Origin of the sequence: Acinetobacter sp. 12966 (assembly GCF_031196995.1) — a bacterium.
In the GTDB taxonomy this organism is placed as follows: Bacteria; Pseudomonadota; Gammaproteobacteria; order Pseudomonadales; family Moraxellaceae; genus Acinetobacter; species Acinetobacter geminorum.
This window is the reverse complement of the sequence record NZ_JAVIMC010000006.1, coordinates 146,584-169,437: the sequence shown is the minus strand read 5'-3', so window position 1 is coordinate 169,437 and position 22,854 is coordinate 146,584. Positions and strand designations below refer to the sequence as shown.

The window sequence follows — 22,854 nt, the reverse complement described above, 5'->3', positions numbered from 1 at the left end:
GACCCCAACCTTGGCAAGGTTATAATATTTTAAATAAAACAATTGCTTAAATTTGAGTGGTGGCGCTGTGGGGGCAGGGTAATTTTATTGTAATAAAATATTTATTTTAAACATTTTATAAGTAATTTTATTTACTATTATCAATATTACTTATAAGGCGGCATTTTCAGTTATGATTTTAAAACAAATTGCAGAAATTGAGCGTAGAAAGAAGATAGACGCACAATGGGATGCTATCAGAAATGACAAACATCTTGCTAAGGAATTTGCAATTAATGATTTTGTCAAAGAAAGTACACAATTTGATGGTTTGGTAGATTTATACAACCAGGCTTGTGCGAAACTCCTTGGCCATCAAAATAAAGCGGAGTTAACACCAAAAATGTTAGATGATTTTATTGGTCAAAATACAGATTTTAAAAATGTTTTTGATTTAGAAACTAAATTTTTGAATTATTTTAATAAGAATAATAAAGGCGCCTAGAGCGCCTTTTTAATTTTTACGTCTTGCTTGCCTTTGGGCTTTAGCCTTATTTAGATTATCTAAAATCGGCATGACAGTAGCAGGATTATAAAGGTGTTTTCCGTCACCGCCTAGATTATAAGCCCTTAATTCATCGATAATGGTTTTTCTCGATAAATTATACCGTTCCATTAACCATGAAGCCGGCACACGGTTCGGTATTTCCTCCGCTTTAATTTCTAAAACCTTACCGATGTTTGGTACATGGTCATGTATAAAAATCTGTGGCGGTTTTTCTGACTCTACAACAACAATATATTTTCCCATTACACAACTTCTCCAATGCTAATTAAAATTTCTTCTGGTAAATCGTCGGTGTCTTTTTCAATTAAACTTCGCATCGCTTTTTCATAGCCTCCATTAATAAATCTTGTACTTCGCGTTTAGACTCACGGCGCTCCATAACGATTTCATCCATCGTGTCTTTTGCAATGATGTGATAGATGTAAACAGGGCGGTCATGGCCTGCTTGTGCTTGGCGTGTTGGCCCGATACGTTCGATAATTTGTTGGTACTGTTCTAAATCCCACCAGTGGGAAAAGAACACGAGAATGTTTCCACCGTCCTGTAAATTAAGCCCGTGACCTGCGCTTGCAGGATGGGCAAATAGCACAGGGATTTTGCCCGCGTTCCAATCGTGAATCGTTTGCGGGTCCTTATCTAAATGGCGACCTTTTGGAAAAGCCTTTAATAAACGTTCAAGGTCGCTTTTAAAATGGTACGCAACCAACACAGGCATGCCCGCAGCTTCTTCAATTACTGATTCAAGCGCCTGAATTTTTAAATCATGGATTGGGTGCCAAGTGCCGTTTTCATCTGTGTAAATAGAACCGCTTGCAATCTGCAAACACTTCATTGTTTTTGATGCTGCATTGAATGCTTCTACTTCAACCGTTTCAGCTAGTTCAATGAACATTTCCTTTTCCATTTCTTCATAGGTCTTACGGGCTTTGCCTGTAAGCTCTACTTCAATCGGATAAACAATTGGTTCTTTAATGTCGAAGTAGTCTTTAGCTTCAATGCTTAAACACACGTCTTTAATTCGCGCTTGAATTTCGCCTTGACTATGATCGAATGGAACAAGGTTAACGGCGTTACGATCGTCACCAACTACAACCTTTTGAAACCAACGATCTGTAAACGCGCTGAAACTGGTGCCTAATCTTTGACCACGATCAATGAACCATATTTGGCCCCAAAGGTCTTTAAGCCCATTGGGTGCAGGCGTTCCCGTCAATTCAATGAAACGTTTGACTCGAGTATGTGCAACTTTACCTAATGCGCGTGCGCGTACCGAACCTTGTCTTAAACGAAAACCTTTTAGCTTTGTGCTTTCATCAGCGACCACTTTTGTAAAAGGCCATTTACTACCTAGAAAATCAATTAACCATGGTAAATTTTCATAGTTAATGGCATACACATTTGCTTTTTGTTTTAACGCACGTACACGTTCTTCAGGTGAACCGACTACGGCAACAACTTTATAATCTTGTAGATGTTCCCATTTCTTAGCTTCATCGGGCCATGTGGTTGCAGCAACTCGCAAAGGGGCAACTACAAGAGTCGGCCCCGGCTCAAACAATTCGAGAATTTCTAAAGCGGTGAGGGTAGAAGATGTTTTGCCTGTACCCATTCCCGCAAACACGGCACAACGTTCATTATCAAGAATGTGATTGATAATTAGATGTTGGTAATCGTGCGGTACGAATTTGCGCGGTTGAGTCATTCGCTTATCCCTGAAAACATTGGTACCAAAAATTGAATTTGGCACGGCACTACGCCCCCGCCTTCAGGATGTGGGTCATGCCACAACTTACCATCTTCATAAATCACTGAATGCATATGCCCACGGGGTGAAATACCTGCGACCAAATGCTTAGTACCGATCTTTTTACTTATATCTTCAACCCAATTAATGCTTTCTTCTGTTGGCATGTTCCAACCCAAAGAGATCGATTTGAAGCCGTGTTGCGCAAGAAACTTATTTAAATTTTCTTGATAAATTTCACCGTTTGCAGTGTCGTTAGGGTTCTCAATCGAACAGCCCTCCCAAAAGTCAGGGATGTTTTCAAGATTTAAACCTAACAAGGTGGCAAGTGTTGCTCCTTCACAATTCCCGCCTAATCCGACTTTCGTTTGCATAACTTTTTTCATTTTAGTAACTCCTCAATTCGCTCTATGCTGTCTATAACTTCAACTCGTTGGCCCATCTTGCGCATACGTTCATGCTCACGTGCTTGGGCTGCGGTTGGCTTTTCCTTTGGTGCCTTTAGCTCTGCCCAAAATGTATTGTCTGGTAGCATTACCAGACGGTCGGGGGCAGAGTTGCGGCTAATCCATTTAACCTTGCGGACTTCACCCCCTAGGGCTTTGACCTTGTCCACAAGGTATTTTTCAATTACTGATTCGCGCATGTTCTACAAACACTTTTCTAAGTTCTAAATAAAGGCGCTCAGAATCCGCACGGTTTGGTAAAAACCACGCATAGCCCGTAGAACTGTTACGGTCCACAAGCAATTCCAACTCATGTTCAAGAATAGAAATTGCCTTATCCATTTCTTGCCAACTAGGCTCATTAACTTGTTCAACCATTTCTTAGCATCCTGTTTAATCCGATTCGCACATATTTACGCCCGTAAAGGCATAAGCACAGCGCGCACGTTTTTGATTTCTGTACTTAGAAAATCAATATGTGCAGCGTTTGAAGGTCCGACTGTTGGGGTTACTTTGACTTGTGGTACCAAACTTTTATCGCCAAGGGTTTTTGCAATTTTTTGAAAATCGACTAAATACTTCCAATCGAAAGTGGGGTAGTCGCCTTTGTATTCATCGCCTTTGGCTTTTGGTATGACACGCTGCCATGCAGGGAATTTATTATCGAAGGCTCTAAAACGTTCGCTTATGTCTGTGCCTATTACTTCCAAAGTACCGTCAAGCCCGTCTAGGGTTACTTTTACTAATTTTTTTAGGTCTTTAATTCCTGTAGCTTTCTTTGCAAGAAATTCAATTGCATCACGTGGAATAATTACCTGTTGGAGTTTGCTATCTAAGCCCTCAACTTCTGCGTAAAACATTCTGTGACCATCAGTTGAAACAGCGTGCCCTTGGTCGATAGCAACGCCCTGTAAATAATGGCGCACATCTTTTTTAGCTGAGCAGATAACAGCGGCTTTTAAAGTCGCCAAAGGTATTGAAAATTTAATCATGGTGTTAATCCTTCTTATAGCGATATGACTCAAAGCCCGCTGCCGCTAAAGGCAAATCAAGTGCCCATTCGGGATTAGTAGCAAGCAGGCTTGATAAATGTTCATGGTTGTATTCCGGTACGTCATCGGCTTCTGTAATTACTTCATCGTGTACAGAAAGACTGATTTCGTAACCTGAACTGTCGATTAATGGCATGTTGTGGCCTAGCACATCGCGTGCAACTGCTTGCGTAATGTTCTCGGCAAACTTGCCGCCATAGGTGTAAAGGCGTTCCCATTTACGTGTGTATTGGTTATTGCCCATGTAAGAAATTCTGTTGTCATCCGCTTTTGCGCCCGGATAACAAAGGAAACGACCGCTTGGCAATTTGATGTAAAGCCAAGAGCCTTTTTTAATGAAAATTACTTTGCGGCATGGAAAAGGTTTATCAGGATTGTTAATGGCATTAATCGCTGCCACGCGAAGCTCATTCCACCACGCAGAAATATTCGGATGAGCGTAACGCCATGAGCGTTTGAACGAATCACACACTAACCATGTGTTTTTCTTTAAACCGAAAGTGGTGCGCTTTTCTTTCTTATGCCATTCCCAAGCGCGGATTGCTTCATTCATTATGCTTGGGTCAATGCTGTCAAAAGCTTGTGCGGCCATGTCGTCTAGGTCTAAGCCGTATGCAGCTGCGAACGTTAAAAATGCGCCTACACCGCCTTCGTAACCTAAAGCCAATTCCTGAACCTTACCGACTTGGCGTTGTTCTTTGTCTACGTCTTCAGGTGATACACCAAACGATTTTGCATAAGCCAATTTATAAAGGTCATGGCCTTCGCCTGCATCAAAGTCATAGAACGCTTTGAGTTTCCATGTTTCACCCGCAAGCCAAGCTAGGGCACGGCCTTCAATGTTTGATAGATCGGCTACAACGAGTTTTTTGCCTTCTGGCGCACAGATACAACCGCGAATTGCAGAGCTTGTTAGTTCCATGACGTTTTCATAGAACATATCCGCGCAGCCGATTTTTAAAGTCTCGATGCCTTCGTCAATTACATCTTGCTTGAGCGTAGGACGGGGTAGGTTTTGCGGTTGGAATAATCGGCCCGCCCATCGTCCTGTGCGCGATGCACCGTTAAACTGTAAAGTTCCGCGTAATCGACCGTCTGAGCTAACACCTTTAGCGAGCGCGGCGTATTTTGCTGTACTGGTAGTTGAAGCCTGTAAACGGATGGCAAGCAATTCGCGAACTGCAAGTGGCAAAGAGTCGTCATTAATACGGCGCTCTAAAGTTGATTTCTGCATATCTGGCAGCGAAACACCATGCGCTTCAAGAATATGCTTAAGCATTGCATCGCGTTGGGTAGCTGCCTGTACTTCACCATCGGTTAACGCAACGGTGCGTTTTGCCAATCCTTTTTGCGCTTTGTCTACTGCTTCAATTGCAGATTCAACAAGATCAAGGTCAATACAAACGCCACGGTCATTAATTTTTTGGTCAAGGTGCCAAAGTGCTAATTCAGCTCCACGATAATTCCACTTCGGAATGCGTTTATGTAACTCGCGCATCGCCAAAATATCGCTTTTGGCATAGTCAAGGAAACGCGCCCATTCAAGCGGATGCGTTTCACGGGTAGCGCGGCGTAATTTTTGATTAGCAGGGCGGGGCTTGCAGAAAAGCTGAATAAGTTGTTTACCTGCTTTGTCCTTCGCCTTGTCTTGATCGATCTTGAAAATTTCACAAAGTGAATCAAGCGAACCGGGCAAAGAATGGCTCAAAGCTTGGACCATTGTGTCTTCCCAACGTTCGATTGGTAGAACAATATCAAGGCCCATTTTTGGTAAAGCATGGCGTAAAACGGTACGGTCAAAATGCGAATTGTGAGCGATAAGTTTTACATTTGGATCATTCAGTAATTTGCAAAGTTCATTTGATAAAGGATTTGATGCAACATCTTCAACATGAACAGGGCCGTCATTTAAAGCCCAAGCAAATACTGTAATTTCAACTTGTTCTGCATAAGCATGCGTGCCGTTTTTAATTGGCACTTCGCAATATGTCTCAAGGTCAAGCCAAAGGATGTCATCCATTTTTATAATTCCTATTTTGCTTTGGTAAAGTGAACGCAGAGGGTCAGCAATACATCCACTTTCCAAAGCAACCCGCAAAATGCGAGATGCTTTTAGGGTTATGCTTCGAAAACACCTTGGTAGAATTCGCCTTGAAGTTCGGCTAATTTTCCTTTCAGGATTTCGATAAATTGATCAGCACGTTTTTGGTCGTGGTTGTCTTTACCTACAAAACGCAAAATAAATGTAGGTTCAGAGTTATTTACGGAAATACGAAGGGAAATGGTGATAGCTTCAACAGGTAGGCCTTTGTAGCTTTCAGTGCTCAACACGATTGCAGTAGGTAAGTTTTCATCAATGCCTGTAGCTTCTAGGCTTTCTGCTGCACTGCGTTGATACCCCATTTCAGCAACATGGCTGTTTAATTCCGCGTTTTTAGCAATTTTTACTTTGCGTAATGCGCGAATGCCTTTATCGAATGGGATAATAGTGTTTAAGGACGAACCATCTTCACCCATGGTTTTACCTTGGAGAGTAATGAACTCGGCCCAATCGTCTAATAGATCGATTAAATCTTCTTGGTTATAACGGCGGGTATTAGCAATTTCAAAAGCGATAAATTCAGGCTTTTTATCCAAAACTAAAACGGCAGTGTCGTCAGCATGACCAGGGTCGGCTTCATTGCCAATATTAAAAAACGCTTCGGCTTTAAGTGTGCTACGGGTATTAATGAAATTTTTTAAGCCTGCAACGCCACGTGCTTTTGCATACTCAACAAACGAATCAATATTGCTTGTGTTGAAAGTGCCGCGGAAACGGTCACGCAAAGCATTAAATTTTTCTGTGTTATGGACCTTAAAACCTTCAGGTACGATTGCAATTGAAGCTGTTTTATCAACCTGAACAGGTAAGTTGCCTTGTGCTGCAATTGCTAGCGCTGCGATTTTGTCTACGTTTAGTTGTTCCATGTGTTATTTACCTTATAAAGTTTGGTAGGAAAGGGATTAGCCGTTTAGATAATCTTCGGCTTTGACGCGTTCAGGCATTAAAGACAACTTGCCGCCTTGAAGAACATGCATAGGGGTTTTGCCGCTTGCATTTTCGGTTTTATCACCCGTTTCGGTTGGGGCTTTGAAATTGATTTTGTGGGCAACTTCGACTTGGTTACTGTCAGAAATCTGGTTAATGGTTAATTCCAAAGTAACTTTGCCTGCTTTACCGTGTGTGATAACGGCTCCTGCTACAGTTGACAGGAATAGACCTAATTGCTTTTCAGCTACACCGCCTTTTAGGTCGCTAAGGAATTGAGGTACATCGGTTAAATTATTCATTGCTACTTACCTTTTTCATCTACGTGCTTTGTTTTTTGAGAGTTATGCCACTGCACTAAATCTGCATAATCAAAATAGACAGGGGCTTGCTGGGCTTTCCCGTACTTATATGGTTTAGGGAAAGTGGGATCATTTAGCGTAAGTTTTCGAAGCGCATCTCTTTTGATTGCTAATAATTCACAAGCTTGCTTATATGTAACTCGAAGTGGTTGCATAACTTTTAACCTCGTTGTTATTTAGAATTCGAGTCACACTATCGCAGTGACCGCGGTAAACGCCTTTCGAGTCATGGGCAAAATCGTTTACGGCCGTGGTTGTTTCCAGTATCGACACTCACGGCTTGTCGATTTAGCGTCGGTCTCCTAACGCACTGGCCACTCATCCACTTACGCGAATAACGGGTCCGCGCCTTCTTCATCTGCGCTTAAGTCTTCGAAATCGTCTTCAGACGCTACGCCACCACCTGCAAACGCTTCACCGTCTTTCAGGAATTGCACACCGCGAAGCGATGCATTGATACGTTTGCCGTAGTTGTTGTCTTGACACCAAAGCTCAATTGCGGCATTCACGTAGCAACCTGCATAAGGTCGGCCGTCTGCTTGGACTAACGGTGTTTTACCGTCACGGTCGAAAATTGTTGGACGGGTTTTATTACGTGCTGAAATAAAGTAGTTACCCGCATAACCTTCGTAATCGCCTTTAGTGTCACCATCGTGTAGGGCCATACGATCTTTGGTTTCGATTTCTTTTTTAACTTGAGGCCATTTAGCGCCCCATTTTTCAGCGCCCATTTTGTCCATCGCCTTACGGATTTCATCAAGCTGCGGATGATCGCTAGCAAGAATGAAAGATGCAGAGAAAGCGGGGTCACCTTCGCCATTTACAGTTTTAGCTTCAAATAAAGCAGGGAAAGCAAGGCGTACATTGTTTAAACGAATTTTCATGGTTATTACTCCGATACTGTTAAATCTTCAAATTGTGGTTTCATGTCCAAAGCGGGACGTTTGTCGCTTTCAGGTGCGACAGTAGGTTTACCGTCCGCCTGAGTAATAAGGGCTTCAATTTTTGTCCATTGGCGCGGGCCGATAGCTTCATCTTTCTTGAGAGCTTCCGCCTTTGTTGGGCTAATTAATTTCAGGTCATACATCTGTTCGGTTTTAAGGCGCATGCTCTTAAGCAGTTTTTCTGCTTCTTCTGCATCAGTCCAAGCGCGATTACCTTTCTTGCCTTGAACCATTTTGAAGCCGGGTATTGCTTCACCTGCATGCATCTTTTGGTGAACCGCTGAATCGACCGCTTTAATCCATCCTTCGAGAAGGGGGATAACTGCATACATTCGGCTAAGCTGAGCGTTGGTTGCACTTACAACTTGTGCAGTTGCATTGGTGATTTCTTCTTGCAAATCGAGTTGGGTTAAATCCTCAAACTCGCCTGCAATGGTTTCTACCAAGTGCTTTTGTAGCGCAGGGCAAGTTGCCTTTGCTTTACACCAGTGGCACTGTTTCTCACCAGGATTAAATGAACCGTCTAGGTCGGCAATCGCGCCCATATCGCCTTCATCTAATCCCGCTTCTAAAGAGCGGATATGAGAAGCAGATGCTTTGGCTTTATCAGCAAAGTCGTAAAGTTCTTCTACTGTTAATACAGATTCAGATTGATAGCCTAAGCGTGGTTGATGGATGACCATTCGGACTTGTTTAAAGTCGCCGAACATTCCAAATGTCGCTAAAGCACCTAATCCGTAAAGTGATGTTTGCTCGTTTTCTTCGGCATCCACTTTTACGCCCTTACCGTATTTCAAGTCATGGACCTGAATTTCTGTTTCAGTAAGAATTACAACATCACTTGTACCGAAGGAGCCCTCAACACCTATGAACTCGGAAAAATCAACACGCTGTTCTACAAGTAACTCGTTGCCTTCGGCTTGAGCACGTACGGCATCTAAATAGACTTGGACGTTCTCAACCATTTCAGCGTCTACTGTGAAGAAACTAGAAACGGGGCTTTCAGTAACTGCATCAATCCAAAGGGCATTACCTTTGATAATGGCAATTGTGTGGCCTTCAAAATCTGCTGCATTCTTTTCTTGCTCTAAACATTCAGACGCAAGGAAGTGTGCAGCGGTGCCTAGATCGGCGTGTTCTGAACTGCTGTCAGGTAGGTCTTTTTCGAGAATTACGCTACCTGCACAACGCATCCAGCGGTGAGCCGAAGAAGGACTTAATTTTGCATGTGCTGTCATGACTTAATCCTTATTGGGCTGCCGTAAAGCCTGCTGCAACTGCCAAGGCAATAATGATGAACAGGGCAATGGTAAAACCAATTAACTCACCAACTGTAAACACGGCTTTGATTCGCTTATTTAAAAAATGGGTTTGAGTATTCATATGCATTTCCTTATGCAAGTGCTGATTCACAAGCTGCGATTACTTCTGCGTATTTATCCGCGGGAATGGTTGCAACGGTTAAAGCGCCTACAGCACTTAAAATGGCTAAAAGTGCAGCACGGTCTTTTTTAGCTACTGCTAAACAAGCGTCTTTCACTTCTTTTTCAGTGATTTCTGATTTAGTTGTTTCTTCAACAACTTCATCTTTTGGATCTTCAACAGGTGCAGTTTCAGATTTGGTTTCTTGTACTTCTTCAACCTTTTCTGCTTTGGTTTCTTTAACCGTTTGAGTTTTTGCAGGGTTAGAGGTTTTAACTTCTGCGTTTTTAATTTCTGGCTTTGCTTCTGCCGTTTTGGTATCACCAAATACATAAACTTCGATATTTGAAGCTTGTGCAACGATATCTTTTGAGTTTGTTAAACCCGCTTTGATAAGGTCTTGGCAGATTAGGCTGCGCCATGTATGGATATCTGTTGTCATGGTTTTTATCTCACTTGTTGCGTTTGTCTCAACATGATTGATAAGTTACTCACAACATTAAGTTGCGTCAAGTGCAACTTTTTAAAAATATGCATAAAAAAACCTGCTTTTAAAGCAGGTCTTTGAAAATTAATGAATTAAATTTTTAACTAAATCTCGTACGGCGTTTTGCACGGTAAACATAGCGCACTGAATCGATAACTTGACCCACGAAAATACAATCTTCATCAAGCGGAATGATGTTCGGGATAAAGTTTGGGTTGATGGCTTGAAGGTACCTAGAACCGTCAGATTCAATGATCAATTTCTTAAAAGTTGCATCGGAATGTTTACGAACAACGATTACATCCCCTGATTGCATATCAGCATAATAAACGGATGGGTCTACTAAAATGTAATCGCCTTCTAAAAACTCAGGTTCATTACTAACACCCTTAACTTTTAGATAAAAACAGTCTTCACATCCTTCGTCTGGTGCAGGTAGCCATTCTGTAACTTCTGATAAATCAACTTCTTCTGCATTTGTCCAAACGCCTGCTTGCACCCAAGAAAGTACAGGGAGCTTATTGTTTTTGCGAAGGCCTGTAACATTAGGCTGTTCAATACCTTCCGCCATTTCAAAAAGCGCTGACACTGTCACATTGAAAGCTGAAGCAATTTTTTCGAGCTTATCTATATCGGGAAATTGTTTACCAGATTCATAGCGGGAAACGTTGCCCTTATCGACCCCTAACTTATCTGCAAGGTCTTGTTGGCTCATCTTTTTAGCTGCTCTCAACTGCTTAATTGCATTACCTAGTCCGGCCTTCATGTGTTTTTCCAAATGTGCGCTATTTAGCATTGTTGAGAAATTTTATTATTAAGTTTGCGTTTGACGCAATAAATTTCAACGCAACAAGGCTTGATAATTTGTTGCGTTTAATGCAACATGAGTCTAATTGTAGGATGAAAGGTAATTAAAAATGTCTACACCGCTTCGTCAAATCAGACTGAAAAATAATTATTCCCTTGCGGAAGTAGCGGCGGCTGTTGGTTCTGACGCGGGGAATTTATCTCGTATTGAAAAAGGCAATCAAAAGCCGTCCTTACAACTGGCAGCAGACCTTTCAAAGTTTTTTAACGAAGAAATCTCTGAGTTAGAGCTTCTTTACCCTGAACGCTATGTAACAGAAGGGTATTTCGAAGACCTCACACAAGAGGAGAATGCCGAATGACTGAAGGTCAAAAATTTGATAACGCGAAGCCACGTTTCTCGTTAATTCCAAAAGGTTCGCTTGCGCCCGTAATCAATGTACTTGAATTCGGTGCGCGTAAATATTCAGAAGACAATTGGCGCAAGGTTGCCAATGCAGAAACACGATATTTCGATGCAGCTCACCGACACCTAAACGCATGGTGGGATGGACAAACAGCAGACCCTGAAACGGGTGAATCACATTTAGCACATGCAGTTAGCTGTTTGCTTTTCATTTTGGCATTGGAACAAGAAAAGAGCTTGTCACGCCCGATCTGCAGTACTTGCGGATTTGCTCCATGTGAATGTAAGCAAACTCTTGCAAACACGGATACCTACCGACCGTTACGAAACTCTTATTCAGTTGAATGGGGGCGTTGATATGGATGCTAAACAATTTATTCGTGAGTATGGTCTTGTGAAGGCTAATAAAGTTGTTGATGGCGCGCCTAGTAATGCTGAGAGTTTTCAAGATGGTTACTACTTCAGAACTAAGCCGCAATTTGAATTTCACAACGGTTTTCACCCTGTTTGGAACATAACGGATAACGATGGTGCGTATTTCAAAAAACGGGGGTTCGATCCGGTAGGGATTAATGATCTGAAAATGGCGCTTGAAAGTATTCGCATCGTTGATCAATTCGGTGGAATAGAAAAAGCTAAGTTCAAATCACGAACCAAAGACGGGATGGGTTATTTAAAAGAGTGCATCGCGGATGTTGAAGCAATTTATGCTAATCCACAGTTTACCTACACGGTTTTAACTGGCGCCCAAGTCGGTTCAGTGCTTCAGCTCACGCCACAAATTGATGACATGGGCGACGATAGTAACTTAGATCATCACGCTTCACCTTTCTGTGAGGTGCGTGACGTATGAGTTATTTCAAGGAGCATGGAAAAACCTTACTTGCGCATCACTACATGATTGTGCCGATCAAGCAAGGTTTAAAACGTCCTGTAATGGATGGATGGCAAAACGTTCGGCTTACTGCAAGTGACATACCGCGCTTTGCTAATCAAGGCGTGGGCATTTTAACGGGTCAAGGGCCTTTCCCGATTTGTGCTGTTGATATTGACGTAACAGACGCGGATTTATCACACCGTTTTGCAGAATGGTGCCGTGATAATTTAGGTGTGAGCTGTGAGCGTGTCGGGAATGCACCAAAAATATTACTGGTGTATAGAGCTGAAGATTCTGATTGGGGTAAATCAACTTCGGCGTGGTTTGCCGATCCTGCCGAAGCAGATAAACCTTTTAAAGAAATACACAAGCATCGTATCGAAGTGCTTGGGCGCGGTCAACAATTCGTCGCTTACCACGTTCACCCTGATACAGGTAAACCGTATGAATGGGTTGATTTCTTCGGTGGGCTAACTGAATTTGCTGCTAATGCTTTGCCGACCATTACCAAAGAACAGGTCGAAGAAGCAATTCAAGCCTTTGAACGTATGGCCGAAGAACACGGCTTTGTTCGGGTTAAAAACAGTAAATCACGTATTGGCGCTTTGACATCTAGCGAACTGGCAGATGAAGAAGATTTATTAATGACGACTACGGCAACAATCGGTTGGTCGTTAGATGATGCAAAAAAATATTTAGAACATATAGACAATGAAGATTATGACACTTGGTTGCGTGTGGGGATGTCTTTACATCATGAGTTTGACGGCAGTGACGTTGCTCTCGAACTATGGAATGAATGGAGTTCTACCGCATCGAATTACGTTAGCTTTGAAGAACTCGAATACCGTTGGAATACGTTTAGCGGTACAGGCTCAACCATCGTCACAGCGCACTGGTTACTTAAAACAGGTCGTGAATCTAAACAAGCAAAACTTAGATTAGAGAAACGGCAGATTCTTGCTGACATTAAAAATCAGATTGCTGATTGCCGTGACCAACAAGAGTTGTTGCAAGTAGTAGCCAAAGAAGCAGGCAAGATTGCGGGTAGCGATTTGGCATTGCGTACTGAGCTATCAGGCTTGTTACGTCAACGTTTCAAGCAATTAACCAAAATCAGTATTTCAGCGCGTGAAGTAAATATCGCTATGGGCGGTCGCAAAGTGCAAATTGCACTAGACGATGCCCAAAAGCGCCCGATGACTGAATTCGGTAATGCTTCAAGAATGCTAGACGCTTACGGCAACGAAATCATGTTCGTGGCTGAAACAAATACCTGGTACCGATGGAACGGAGTTTATTGGGAATCGTGCGTGAACATGGTCATCGAGCAGTATGCAAAGCAAACTGTTTTGGCTATGGGGGATGAAGCTAAAAAGATTGATGACGATGCGCAACGTGCCGAGTTTTATCAATTCTGTGCAATGTCTCAGAAGGCGTTCATGGTTAAAAACATGGTGACGCTTGCACAATCTGACCCGCGTGTATTGGTGCCAATCAAAGAACTAGACAGTGATATTTACCTTTTGGGCTGTGCAAACGGCGCGGTGAATTTGCGTACAGGTGACTTGGTTAAACCTAATCAAGAATTGCTAATCACATATAGCACTGGTGTGGATTACAACCCTAAAGCCAAATGTCCTCTATTTGAAAAGACGGTTCTTGATGCCTTCTTCGGTGATGAAGAAATGGCTAATTTTTTCCGTCGTTTAATGGGTTACGCGATTTTAGGTAATCCTGTCGAAAACTTAATGATCATTCCGTTTGGGGATGGTGCCAACGGTAAATCAACTGTATTCACAACAATATCCAAGGCTCTCGGCGATTATTCAACTACTACTCCGGCAGAGACTTTCTTAGGTGATGCCAAAGCATCGGCGGGCGGTGCGCGTGAGGATATTTTACGTTTACGTGGTTCCCGCTTTGTCTATGTCGGTGAACCGGATGAAAACAAAGAACTGAAAGAAAATCTCGTTAAAACCATAACGGGTGGCGAGAAGCTTAGCGCACGCGGTCTTTATTCGAGACACACAGTCGAGTTTTCGCCAACTTGGACGGTTGTGATGCCTACGAACCACAAGCCAATCATTAAAGGAAGCGACCATGGTATATGGCGGCGTTTAATGATGGTTCCTTTTGAACGTAACTACGATAAAGACAAGACGCTTGTTAAAGACCCTTTTCTAGCAACGAAGTTGCTCAATGAATTACCGGGTGTTTTAGCTTGGCTTGTGCGTGGGGCAATTGAATATCAGCAAGAAGGTTTAAACCCGCCTGAAAAGACAAAAAAAGCACGTGACGAATACCGCGATGAAATGGACCTGTTGAAAGACTGGATTAGCGAATGTTGTGAAGTTGGAGACCCTGAAACGGTTTCTGAGTTGTCCTCAAAGCTTTGGGAAAGTTGGCAAGAATACGCTTCTAAAAAAGGCGAATTGCGGTACATACCGACTTCAAGAAGTTTAGGACGGCGTTTGAGTTCAAAGTTCAAAACAGCAAAAGGCGCAAATGGTGCGAGAAAAATGCTCGGTATTCGTGTGCGAGTTTCTGCAGATTCAGATTTGTTTGAAGACGAAAGCAGTAAGCAGTAGGGGTGGAACACGTAGTTTTTTGCGTATACGCAAATTTCTGCGTGTTTGTAGGTGAAAAGAGTTTCGGTTTTAGTGGCGTTAAGGCGTTTAAGTGGCATTTTTCTATAAGTTTCTATTTATATATATAGGACTTTCCCTGAAAAACATAAATAAACGCCTTAACGCCACTCCAAAGACAAAAACGAAAAAATTAACGACTGGGAGGAGCGCGCCCATGCCTGTTTTGGCTTTTCTCCCTGAATTTGTAGTGAAAGACAAAGTAAAGCGTAGCTCTGAGCCAAAAGTGACAGAGGAAGACGTGAAAAACATTCGAGCACTACATAAATCGGGCATGTCTTACAGACAACTTGGTCATAAATACGAAATTTCCCACGAGATGTGCAGACGTATTTGCGTGGGGTACTGCTATAAGGAGGTTTTCTAATGGCTTTACGTGGAAAACAGCAAAGATTTGTTGATGAATATCTGATTGATCGTAATGCAACGCAAGCTGCAATTCGCGCAGGATATTCTGCAAAAACTGCATATTCAATCGGCGAACAGAACTTGAAAAAACTTGAAGTTAAAAAAGCCATTGAAGAAGGCGAAAAAGAACTTGCAGAACGCAACAAGATCACTCAAGACAAGGTATTAAATCGCTTATGGGAAATGGCAACCGCTGATCCTAACGAATTAATGCGATATATGCGTGTTAACTGCCGATTCTGTTGGGGTATTGACCACAATTACCAATGGACAGTAGGCGAATTTAAAAGAGCAATTCAACACGCGCACGACACGAATGCACCTGAACCAAAATGTGAAGGCGGTTTAGATTTTGATCGTCTCAAAGCGCCTAATCCAGATTGCCCAGAATGCCGCGGCGAAGGCGTTGGATATACGTATATCGCAGATACGACACGTGTAAGTGACCAAGCCAAATTGCTTTATGCAGGTATTAAAGAATCTCAGCACGGCATAGAAATCAAAATGAATGACCAAGTCGCTGCTTTGATTAAAGCAGGTCAGCACATTGGCATGTTCAAAGATCGTGTAGAACTTGGCAACGACCCAGAAAACCCGCTAACCGATCCAAAAGCAGCAAGCACACAGTTAAGCCTTCTTGCCAAGTTGAAAAAGGCTAAGGCTAAAAAGGAGAAAGGCGATGGAAATTAACGGCAAAACAGTTCCATTTACCGCGACCCACTACCATTGGCATTCACGCGAGTTTTTAAGGATAGGTAAACATGGTTACGCTCAATGCCTTATCAATGGCAAGCACTGGGTTGATTGCGGCAATTTGACAAATGCCCAATTGGTTGCGGGCGAACACAGAACAATTATGAAGTTGTTCAAAACAGGCTTGTCACGTGACATATGCAATATGCGCCTTTTCTTCATTGGTTCAACATATCGGATTGGGTGATTGCATGACCAACGATGACGAACTACTCGCATTAATTGCGGATATGAGCGAATCGGAAATTGAGCAATTTATTAATTCGCTTGATGAAGATGAACGTGCAGTTATCAGCAGGATTCTTGCAAATGCGCCTGTATGGTTCCCGCTTGAAGGTCCACAAATGGCAGCTTACACATCAGATGCTGACATTATCGGCTACGGCGGTGCAGCGGGTGGGGGCAAGACCGATTTGATTGCAGGCTTGTCACTCAATGTCCATAAACGCGTGCTGATTGTACGGCGCGAGAAGGCACAGACAGACGGCATTGTGCAACGTATCGAAGAGATCGTAGGGCACAAGAACGGGTACAACACGCAAAAGTCAGCATGGCGCTTTGACAATGGCCGTCTCTTAGAGTTCGGCGGCCTTGACAACATGGGCGATGAGAAACGTTGGCAAGGGCGTGCGCATGACTTGAAGGCATTGGATGAAGCTACAGAAATCCGTGAGTCACAAGCAATGTTCGTAATGGGTTGGAATCGTACTAGCGACCCAACGATAAAACCAAAGTGCCTTTTGACATTTAACCCGCCTACTACAGCCGAAGGCCGTTGGGTTTTAGATTTCTTTGCACCTTGGATTAAGAAAGGGTACCCGAACCCTGCACAACCCGGTGAACTTCGTTGGTTTGCCCGTATCGGAGGCAAAGATCAAGAGGTTGAGAGCAATAAGCCGTTTGTACTTATTGACGACCAAATTGTTTATGACTTTGACACTAACGACTACAAGCCCGAACTCATCATTAAACCTAAATCACGCACGTTCATTCCGGCACGTGTGACTGATAACAAGTACTACATGGAAACAGGCTACATGAGTACCTTGCAAGCGCTGCCTGAACCTTTGAGGTCACAAATGTTATACGGCGATTTCGGTGCGGGTATTGAAGACGACCCTTGGCAAGTTATTCCTACAGAATGGGTTGAAGCGGCTCAAGCACGTTGGAAACCACTTGAAGACATGCGCATTTTGCATCGTGGAGATTTCAAGATGGATTCTTATGGATTGGACGTTGCACGTGGCGGTGGCGATAACACGATCGGATTTCCGCGTTACGGTTATTGGTACGACAACCCGAATGTACTTGAAGGTAAGGATTCACCAGACGGACCAACAAGCGCATCGTTTGCTGTTTCGCATATAAGAGACCATGCACCTATTCATGTCGATGTCATTGGCGTTGGTGCAAGTACATACGATTTCTTAAAGCAATCAGGCATTCACGTTGTACCTGTAGACGTACGCAATGCTGCAACTTCTTTCGACCGTTCAGGGCAACTTAGTTTTTACAACTTGCGTTCTCAACTCTGGTGGCAATTCCGAGAAGCATTGGACCCCGCATACGGCAGCACAGTTGCTTTGCCACCTGAACCAAAGCTTTTAGCAGACTTAACTGCACCACGTTGGGCGTTGCAAGGTACCAAAATCAAAGTGGAATCTCGAGAGGAAATTATTAAGCGTATTGGCCGCAGTCCCGATTACGGTTCAGCAATTATCAATGCGCAAATTGATACGCCTAAACGCCACATTATGCAGGCGATCAATGCATCAGCTGCTAGACGCGATTACGACCCTTACGCGTAGTGTCAACAGGAAACAGGGCCTTTTCAATGTGCCAATCGCATAATGTCGAAAAAGGCAAAACTAATCGGAGCCCTTCAATGTGCGTGAAAAATATTCTTGACGGCGTAACCAATATTCTTGGGATGGATGCACCAAAGGCGCAAGTCATTGCACCGCCAAAGCAACCAACGCGCCAAGATTCTAAATCTCCTGATTCATCAGCGACTATTGATCGTGTGCAACAAGCACAAAATTCAATGTCTGGTGGTATCGCCAATACGCTTTATACCGATGCTCAAGGGGTGAGTGACGAAGATTTGCGCTTAGGCAAGAAAACTTTATTAGGCGGTTAAGATGACTGAAGACGATATCAGAGCGCTGAAAAAACGGTTTGATGCTGTTTGGCAATTACGTGTAAATGATATGGACGATTATTGTGCCGAATTAGCATTACACGTTTTGCCTGCTGCCATCAAAACGATTAAAGACCAAGAAAAGCATGACCGATCTGCATGGTCCAAAATTGTTGATAACACTGGCAAAGACTCGTTGAAAACCCTTGCAGCGGGTATGGTATCGGGCACTTGTTCGCCAAGTCGTAAATGGTTCACCTTGCAAGCTGCAGATGAATCATTGCAAAAGGATATTGAAGTTCGTCAATGGCTTAAAGCTGTTGAGGATGCTTGTTATGTTGCTTTTTCAAAAAGCAATGTTTATCGAACTGTGCATCATATTTACATGCAAGAAGGCGCTTTCGGCATCGGTGCGGCACTAGCTCCTGAACATGGGCGCAATTCTAAAGCACAACTCATGGATTTAATACCTCTTACGTTCGGTGAGTTTGCTATCACAACAGACGAGTTTAATAAACCAAACGGCGTTTATCGCAAATTCAAATTAACCTCTATCAACATGGTTAAATATTTTGGATTGGATAATGTTTCGGATGCTATTAAGAGTGCGTTTGAAAATAAAAACTACGAACAAGAGTTTGAAGTTTGCCATGCAATTTATGAACGAGTAGATGCAAAAGGGTATGGACCTAAAAACATGCCTTTCGCTTCAATTTACTATGAACCAAGTTCATCAATTAAATTGCTACGCGAAAGTGGCTTAATGAGTTTTCAGGTTATTTGCGGACGTTGGACTGTTTCAAGTAGTGATGTTTATGGTGAAGGACCTGCAAGTGATTGTATCGGTGACTTACGCGCATTACAGAAAGGACATCAGCAAATTGCAGTGGGGGTTGATTATCAAGTTCGACCGCCTTTGCTTTTACCTGATTACCTAAAAGGACATGAGCGCGAGACATTACCAAATGGTATCGCGTTCTACCAAGCGTCACCAACAAGTCAAGTTGCACAAGTTCAAGCGATGTTGAATGTGCAGTTTGATTTGAACGGTGTTATGGCACAGATTGCACAATGTCAAGAGCGTGTTAAACGCGCATTTCATACAGATTTGTTCATGATGCTTGATGCTTTTGATAAGGGCAAAATGACTGCTACAGAAGTATATGAGCGCAAATCTGAAAAGATGCTCATGCTTGGTCCAGTAGTTGAACGTCAGATTGATGAACTATTACGTCCGCTTGTTGAAATCTGTGTTGAGCGTGTATTGGCAAACAGTGAATACCTACGCCAAATTGCACCAGAAGCGATTCAAAACGCTGATGTCGAAATCAATTTCGTATCCATACTTGCACTTGCACAGAAATCTTCTGGCTCGGCAATTCTGGAACGTGCCCTTGCCATGATTGGGCAAGTAGCCCAAGTCGACCCGCAAGTACTTGATAAAGTTGATACAGATAAATTTATGGATGAATACGCGGAGATTAACGGCGTATCGCCTGATATTTTCCGTCCTCAACGTATTGTTGACCAAATCCGTAGTGACCGTGCAGCACAACAACAAATTGCACAGCAACAAGCCCTTGCAGCCCAACAAGCACAAACGCAAAACACTAACGCCAATACGGTTAAGACTGTAAGCGATACAGATGCAGAAACTTTGTCTGACATGTTCTTGCAAGGTGGTGGCGCATGAGCGATTTAGAAACCAAAGCGAAAGAAAATAAGAGCGAGCGTGACCAGGAACTAAATGACCTACGCTCAATCTTGGAAACCGAACACGGTAAACGTTTTCTAATGCGCTTAATCGATCGGGCAAGCATATTTCAACCTACCTATGGCGGTGGATCGCAAATCAGTGATTTTGCTTTCATGGAAGGCCGAAGAGATTTTGGCCTATTCATACTTGGTGAAATCACACAAGCCAATTCAGATGCATGGTTAGACATGCAAAAACAACGATTTTCAAAACTTAAAGAGAAGGTGAACCATGAGCGAAGTGACAACAACTACGACAGCAACTGATGCAGCAACTACCGCTACTACAACGGATACACCTGCTGCAATTACACCTGCTACTGAAACAGGAGGGGACAATCCTGCTACAACTCAGGTTGAAACCACACCTACTACAAGCACCACTACAGAAAATACTGAAACAAAGCCTGAAGTTTTATTAGGTGGTGAAGAAGCGCCTGCTGAACAACCGATTCAATACACAGATTTCACGATGCCTGAAGGGTACTCACTGAATCCAGAAGATTCAAAAACGCTTCAGGAACTTGGGCAGCAGTTCAAAATGCCGCAAGAAGCGGTGCAAAAACTTGTCGATTTAGGCGTGCAAATGCAACAACGACAAGCACAGGAACAGCAAAAAGTGATTGCTTCTTGGGTTGATGCAGCTAAAGCAGACCCTGAATACGGCGGGGAAAAATTGAAAGAAAACCTGTTGACAGCACAACGCGCCTTCAGCTTACCACGTGGCGCTGAAATCTCTAAGATTCTCTTTAAGAGCGGACTCGGTAACCATCCCGCTGTAATTGGCTTTATGACAGAAGTTGGCAAGTTGTTAGAAGGTGACAACATGACACATGGCAATGGGACAAATACTGCAAGTACCAGTCTGGGAAAACTTTGGTATGGCGATAAATAACTAACAGAGGGCTGAATATGTCTGTAATCGCACAATTACAACCAACCTTAATGGATTTAGCTGCACGCTACGGACAAACGCCCGAAAGTGCAGTGATTGAAATCCTTAGCGCAAGTAATGAATTACTTGATGATATGGTCTGGGTTGAAGCAAATGACGGGACCGGTCATAAAACAACGGTTCGCACAGGTTTGCCAAAAGGTGCTTGGCGTTTACTGAATTACGGTGTACCTGCTGAAAAAGCTGCTACCGCTGCAATTCGTGACACTTGCGGTTTGCTGGAATCATATTCTGAAGTTGATAAGCAACTATATGATATGGAACAAAACCCACAAGATTGGCGTGCAAGTGAAGATGCGGCCTTTGTAGAGGGTATGTCACAAACAATGGGTGAAACCTTAATTTATGGTAATGCCCGAGATACTCCTGCAGCATTCACGGGTTTTGCACCACGTTTCAATGATATTTCTCAAACAAATCCTGCGAATAAGCGAAACATTTTAGATGCGGGCGGTACTGGCAACAACAATACTTCAATTTGGTTTGTTGTTTGGCATAAAGATACTGTTCACGGAATTTATCCGAAAGGAACTAAAGCAGGTTTACAAATCCGAAACCTTGGTGAAGTAACAGATAAAGACCAAAACGGCTTAATGCATCAAGTTTTACGCACTCATTTTGTTTGGAATGCGGGCGTCACAGTTCGTGATTGGCGTGCTGTAGTTCGTATTGCAAACATTGATGTTGCTGCTCTTACCAAAGATGCGAGCGCAGGTGCTGACTTGTTTGACTTATTGGCCCAAGCTGCTGAATTGTTACCACGTAAAACAAGTGGTCGCGTTGCCATTTACGCCAACCGCACTATCTCATCTTTCCTACGTCGTCAAAGTGTTAACAACAAAAACGTGCGTATCACTGTAGAAGAACAGGGCGGACGTAGTGTTACTAAGTTCGACGGCATGCCTATTCGTCGCGTTGACGCGATTCTAAACACTGAATCTCGTGTGGTTTAAGGAGTAGTTTAGCTATGCTTATTGATAAATTATTAGTGATGTCGCTAGATCAGGCAATTATTGCTACAGCGACATCTACAGACACACTTGATTTGCAGAAGGCTTCGACAAGTGTAAACCGTTTACCTGTTCTAGTACGTGGTAAAAACCTAGCTCCAACTACAGCTACCATCACTGTACAGCTTCAACAATCAAACGATAACAGCAACTGGGAAACCATTGAGACATCGCGCGCCTATACAGGTGCTGAACTCAATTCAGGTGTTATTGCTGAGGTTATGCTTCCAGTTAAACCTAAGCGTTACGTTCGTTTGAACTATTCAGTTGGCAGTGGGCCTTTCACAGCAGGTTCTGTGTTCTCACACGTTTCTGATAGCCGCGATGTCAATGCAGCTTATCCAGTTTATGCGGGGGCTTAATCATGGAATATAAGCAAGTTCGAGCGAATCAAAAAGGATTCTATAACGATCGCTTAATTCAAGAAGGCGAAGTTTTTTCTGTACCTGAAGATCAAACAGCACTTTGGTTTGATGATCTTGAGCCAAAACAGCCTGAATCTAAAAATCCTTTTTCATCAATGAATAAGGAAGCACTAATTCAAGCTGCCGTTGAACAAGGCATTCAGTTAACAGGGGCTGAAACCAAAGCGCAAATTATTGAGCTTTTAACAGCTGAGTAATTAATAAGGGCCCGTATTAGTACGGGCTTTTACCACAAAGCAAACGTAGCTAAAGGTTCATAAAAATGTCTGAAGAACAAATCGAAAAACAGATTCAAGCAAAAGGATTAAATGCCCCGCGCATAACACCTGATCAGCTTGATTCAAAAATCAAGAATGTTTACTACCATTCACCACTAGCAAATGTTGATCCTAAACAAGCTATGGATGAAAAGACCTATCAAGCATTGCGCTGTTTAACCTTTTGCACAATCGTTTTAGAGAACGGCTTTACTGTTACTGGTGAAAGCGCATGTGTAGCCCCTGAAAACTTTGATCCGTTCATCGGCCAAGAAGTAGCGTATAAAAACGCCCGTGAAAAAATTTGGCAGTTAGAAGGATACTTGTTGAAGGAAAAACTTTATCAAGCTGATTTAGATAAACAGTTCTAAACAGGGTAAA

32 protein-coding genes are annotated in these 22,854 nt (G+C 42.9%); 17 read left to right on the top strand and 15 right to left on the bottom strand.

Annotated elements, in window-relative coordinates; genetic code table 11:
- The first annotated feature begins 172 nt into the window (after positions 1-172).
- Positions 173-484 (top strand): hypothetical protein, encoded by a 312-nt coding sequence (locus RFW85_RS00885; RefSeq protein ID WP_103851291.1) that lies wholly within the window; start codon positions 173-175, stop codon positions 482-484.
- 9 nt (positions 485-493) lie between these two features.
- Here the strand turns inward: RFW85_RS00885 and RFW85_RS00880 are convergent, their stop codons facing one another.
- The 15 genes from RFW85_RS00880 to RFW85_RS00810 form a co-directional block, all read right to left on the bottom strand.
- Positions 494-790 carry a hypothetical protein gene (locus RFW85_RS00880; RefSeq protein ID WP_195197187.1) on the bottom strand — a complete coding sequence of 99 codons (297 nt, stop codon included), beginning with the start codon at positions 788-790 and terminating at the stop codon, positions 494-496.
- A 61-nt stretch (positions 791-851) separates the two neighbouring features.
- Entirely contained in the window at positions 852-2,249 is a 1,398-nt protein-coding gene (locus RFW85_RS00875) for a DEAD/DEAH box helicase (RefSeq protein WP_195197186.1), read from the bottom strand.
- Positions 2,246-2,677 carry a hypothetical protein gene (locus RFW85_RS00870; protein ID WP_195197185.1) on the bottom strand — a complete coding sequence of 144 codons (432 nt, stop codon included), beginning with the start codon at positions 2,675-2,677 and terminating at the stop codon, positions 2,246-2,248. Before RFW85_RS00870 ends, RFW85_RS00875 begins: the two co-directional genes overlap by 4 nt.
- Positions 2,674-2,937 carry a VRR-NUC domain-containing protein gene (locus RFW85_RS00865; RefSeq protein WP_017725349.1) on the bottom strand — a complete coding sequence of 88 codons (264 nt, stop codon included), beginning with the start codon at positions 2,935-2,937 and terminating at the stop codon, positions 2,674-2,676. The genes RFW85_RS00870 and RFW85_RS00865 overlap by 4 nt, the downstream gene beginning before the upstream one ends.
- Positions 2,918-3,115: a hypothetical protein gene (locus RFW85_RS00860; protein WP_149944980.1), complete on the bottom strand. Its 198-nt coding sequence runs from the start codon at positions 3,113-3,115 to the stop codon at positions 2,918-2,920. The genes RFW85_RS00865 and RFW85_RS00860 overlap by 20 nt, the downstream gene beginning before the upstream one ends.
- A gap of 35 nt (positions 3,116-3,150) precedes the next feature.
- Positions 3,151-3,729 (bottom strand): DNA polymerase III subunit beta, encoded by a 579-nt coding sequence (locus RFW85_RS00855; protein ID WP_309171053.1) that lies wholly within the window; start codon positions 3,727-3,729, stop codon positions 3,151-3,153.
- A 4-nt stretch (positions 3,730-3,733) separates the two neighbouring features.
- Entirely contained in the window at positions 3,734-5,809 is a 2,076-nt protein-coding gene (locus RFW85_RS00850; protein WP_309171052.1) for a DNA polymerase, read from the bottom strand.
- Positions 5,810-5,907: 98 nt separating this feature from the next.
- A complete protein-coding gene (locus RFW85_RS00845) occupies positions 5,908-6,756 on the bottom strand; it encodes a DUF2303 family protein (protein WP_309171051.1) in 849 nt (282 codons plus the stop codon).
- A 36-nt stretch (positions 6,757-6,792) separates the two neighbouring features.
- Positions 6,793-7,119, bottom strand: coding sequence for a hypothetical protein (locus RFW85_RS00840; RefSeq protein ID WP_010700443.1), 327 nt, complete (start codon positions 7,117-7,119; stop codon positions 6,793-6,795).
- Positions 7,120-7,121: 2 nt separating this feature from the next.
- Complete coding sequence (locus RFW85_RS00835; RefSeq protein ID WP_001182859.1) at positions 7,122-7,334, bottom strand: AlpA family transcriptional regulator; 213 nt, start codon at positions 7,332-7,334, stop codon at positions 7,122-7,124.
- Between the two features lie 171 nt (positions 7,335-7,505).
- Positions 7,506-8,063, bottom strand: a complete 558-nt coding sequence (locus RFW85_RS00830; protein ID WP_000702344.1) for a DUF2815 family protein — start codon at positions 8,061-8,063, stop codon at positions 7,506-7,508.
- Positions 8,064-8,068: 5 nt separating this feature from the next.
- Positions 8,069-9,361 (bottom strand): DUF2800 domain-containing protein, encoded by a 1,293-nt coding sequence (locus tag RFW85_RS00825; RefSeq protein WP_192955609.1) that lies wholly within the window; start codon positions 9,359-9,361, stop codon positions 8,069-8,071.
- 10 nt (positions 9,362-9,371) lie between these two features.
- On the bottom strand, positions 9,372-9,506 hold the full coding sequence (locus tag RFW85_RS00820) for a hypothetical protein (RefSeq protein ID WP_001097160.1): 135 nt from the start codon (positions 9,504-9,506) through the stop codon (positions 9,372-9,374).
- A gap of 10 nt (positions 9,507-9,516) precedes the next feature.
- Positions 9,517-9,987 carry a hypothetical protein gene (locus tag RFW85_RS00815; RefSeq protein WP_309171050.1) on the bottom strand — a complete coding sequence of 157 codons (471 nt, stop codon included), beginning with the start codon at positions 9,985-9,987 and terminating at the stop codon, positions 9,517-9,519.
- A gap of 145 nt (positions 9,988-10,132) precedes the next feature.
- Complete coding sequence (locus RFW85_RS00810) at positions 10,133-10,798, bottom strand: LexA family transcriptional regulator (RefSeq protein WP_103851297.1); 666 nt, start codon at positions 10,796-10,798, stop codon at positions 10,133-10,135.
- A 151-nt stretch (positions 10,799-10,949) separates the two neighbouring features.
- On the opposite strand from RFW85_RS00810, the gene RFW85_RS00805 reads away from it, so the two are divergent.
- From RFW85_RS00805 to RFW85_RS00730, 16 genes are all read left to right on the top strand, one after another.
- The gene (locus RFW85_RS00805) at positions 10,950-11,201 is read left to right on the top strand and encodes a helix-turn-helix transcriptional regulator (protein WP_000106776.1); all 252 of its coding nucleotides are present in this window, start codon (positions 10,950-10,952) and stop codon (positions 11,199-11,201) included.
- Positions 11,198-11,602 (top strand): dATP/dGTP diphosphohydrolase domain-containing protein, encoded by a 405-nt coding sequence (locus RFW85_RS00800; protein ID WP_023187933.1) that lies wholly within the window; start codon positions 11,198-11,200, stop codon positions 11,600-11,602. The genes RFW85_RS00805 and RFW85_RS00800 overlap by 4 nt, the downstream gene beginning before the upstream one ends.
- Position 11,603: 1 nt before the next feature.
- Positions 11,604-12,098 carry a hypothetical protein gene (locus RFW85_RS00795; protein ID WP_023187934.1) on the top strand — a complete coding sequence of 165 codons (495 nt, stop codon included), beginning with the start codon at positions 11,604-11,606 and terminating at the stop codon, positions 12,096-12,098.
- Complete coding sequence (locus tag RFW85_RS00790) at positions 12,095-14,713, top strand: phage/plasmid primase, P4 family (RefSeq protein ID WP_309171048.1); 2,619 nt, start codon at positions 12,095-12,097, stop codon at positions 14,711-14,713. The genes RFW85_RS00795 and RFW85_RS00790 overlap by 4 nt, the downstream gene beginning before the upstream one ends.
- A 214-nt stretch (positions 14,714-14,927) precedes the next feature.
- Entirely contained in the window at positions 14,928-15,137 is a 210-nt protein-coding gene (locus RFW85_RS00785; protein ID WP_001144538.1) for a hypothetical protein, read from the top strand.
- Entirely contained in the window at positions 15,137-15,868 is a 732-nt protein-coding gene (locus RFW85_RS00780) for a terminase small subunit (protein WP_202726841.1), read from the top strand. The genes RFW85_RS00785 and RFW85_RS00780 overlap by 1 nt, the downstream gene beginning before the upstream one ends.
- Positions 15,858-16,118 (top strand): hypothetical protein, encoded by a 261-nt coding sequence (locus RFW85_RS00775; protein WP_000405079.1) that lies wholly within the window; start codon positions 15,858-15,860, stop codon positions 16,116-16,118. The genes RFW85_RS00780 and RFW85_RS00775 overlap by 11 nt, the downstream gene beginning before the upstream one ends.
- Positions 16,119-16,122: 4 nt before the next feature.
- Entirely contained in the window at positions 16,123-17,739 is a 1,617-nt protein-coding gene (locus RFW85_RS00770; protein ID WP_309171047.1) for a terminase, read from the top strand.
- A gap of 77 nt (positions 17,740-17,816) precedes the next feature.
- A complete protein-coding gene (locus tag RFW85_RS00765) occupies positions 17,817-18,071 on the top strand; it encodes a hypothetical protein (protein WP_000337838.1) in 255 nt (84 codons plus the stop codon).
- Position 18,072: 1 nt separating this feature from the next.
- Positions 18,073-19,764 (top strand): portal protein, encoded by a 1,692-nt coding sequence (locus RFW85_RS00760; protein WP_309171046.1) that lies wholly within the window; start codon positions 18,073-18,075, stop codon positions 19,762-19,764.
- Positions 19,761-20,093, top strand: a complete 333-nt coding sequence (locus RFW85_RS00755; RefSeq protein ID WP_252472855.1) for a hypothetical protein — start codon at positions 19,761-19,763, stop codon at positions 20,091-20,093. Before RFW85_RS00760 ends, RFW85_RS00755 begins: the two co-directional genes overlap by 4 nt.
- On the top strand, positions 20,059-20,721 hold the full coding sequence (locus tag RFW85_RS00750) for a hypothetical protein (protein WP_309171045.1): 663 nt from the start codon (positions 20,059-20,061) through the stop codon (positions 20,719-20,721). The genes RFW85_RS00755 and RFW85_RS00750 overlap by 35 nt, the downstream gene beginning before the upstream one ends.
- 17 nt (positions 20,722-20,738) lie before the next feature.
- Positions 20,739-21,734, top strand: coding sequence for a major capsid protein (locus RFW85_RS00745; RefSeq protein ID WP_309171044.1), 996 nt, complete (start codon positions 20,739-20,741; stop codon positions 21,732-21,734).
- Positions 21,735-21,748: 14 nt separating this feature from the next.
- Complete coding sequence (locus RFW85_RS00740; protein ID WP_309171043.1) at positions 21,749-22,153, top strand: Bbp16 family capsid cement protein; 405 nt, start codon at positions 21,749-21,751, stop codon at positions 22,151-22,153.
- A gap of 2 nt (positions 22,154-22,155) precedes the next feature.
- Complete coding sequence (locus RFW85_RS00735) at positions 22,156-22,413, top strand: hypothetical protein (protein ID WP_309171042.1); 258 nt, start codon at positions 22,156-22,158, stop codon at positions 22,411-22,413.
- A gap of 65 nt (positions 22,414-22,478) precedes the next feature.
- Positions 22,479-22,844: a Gp49 family protein gene (locus tag RFW85_RS00730; RefSeq protein ID WP_001288256.1), complete on the top strand. Its 366-nt coding sequence runs from the start codon at positions 22,479-22,481 to the stop codon at positions 22,842-22,844.
- Positions 22,845-22,854 lie beyond the last annotated feature (10 nt).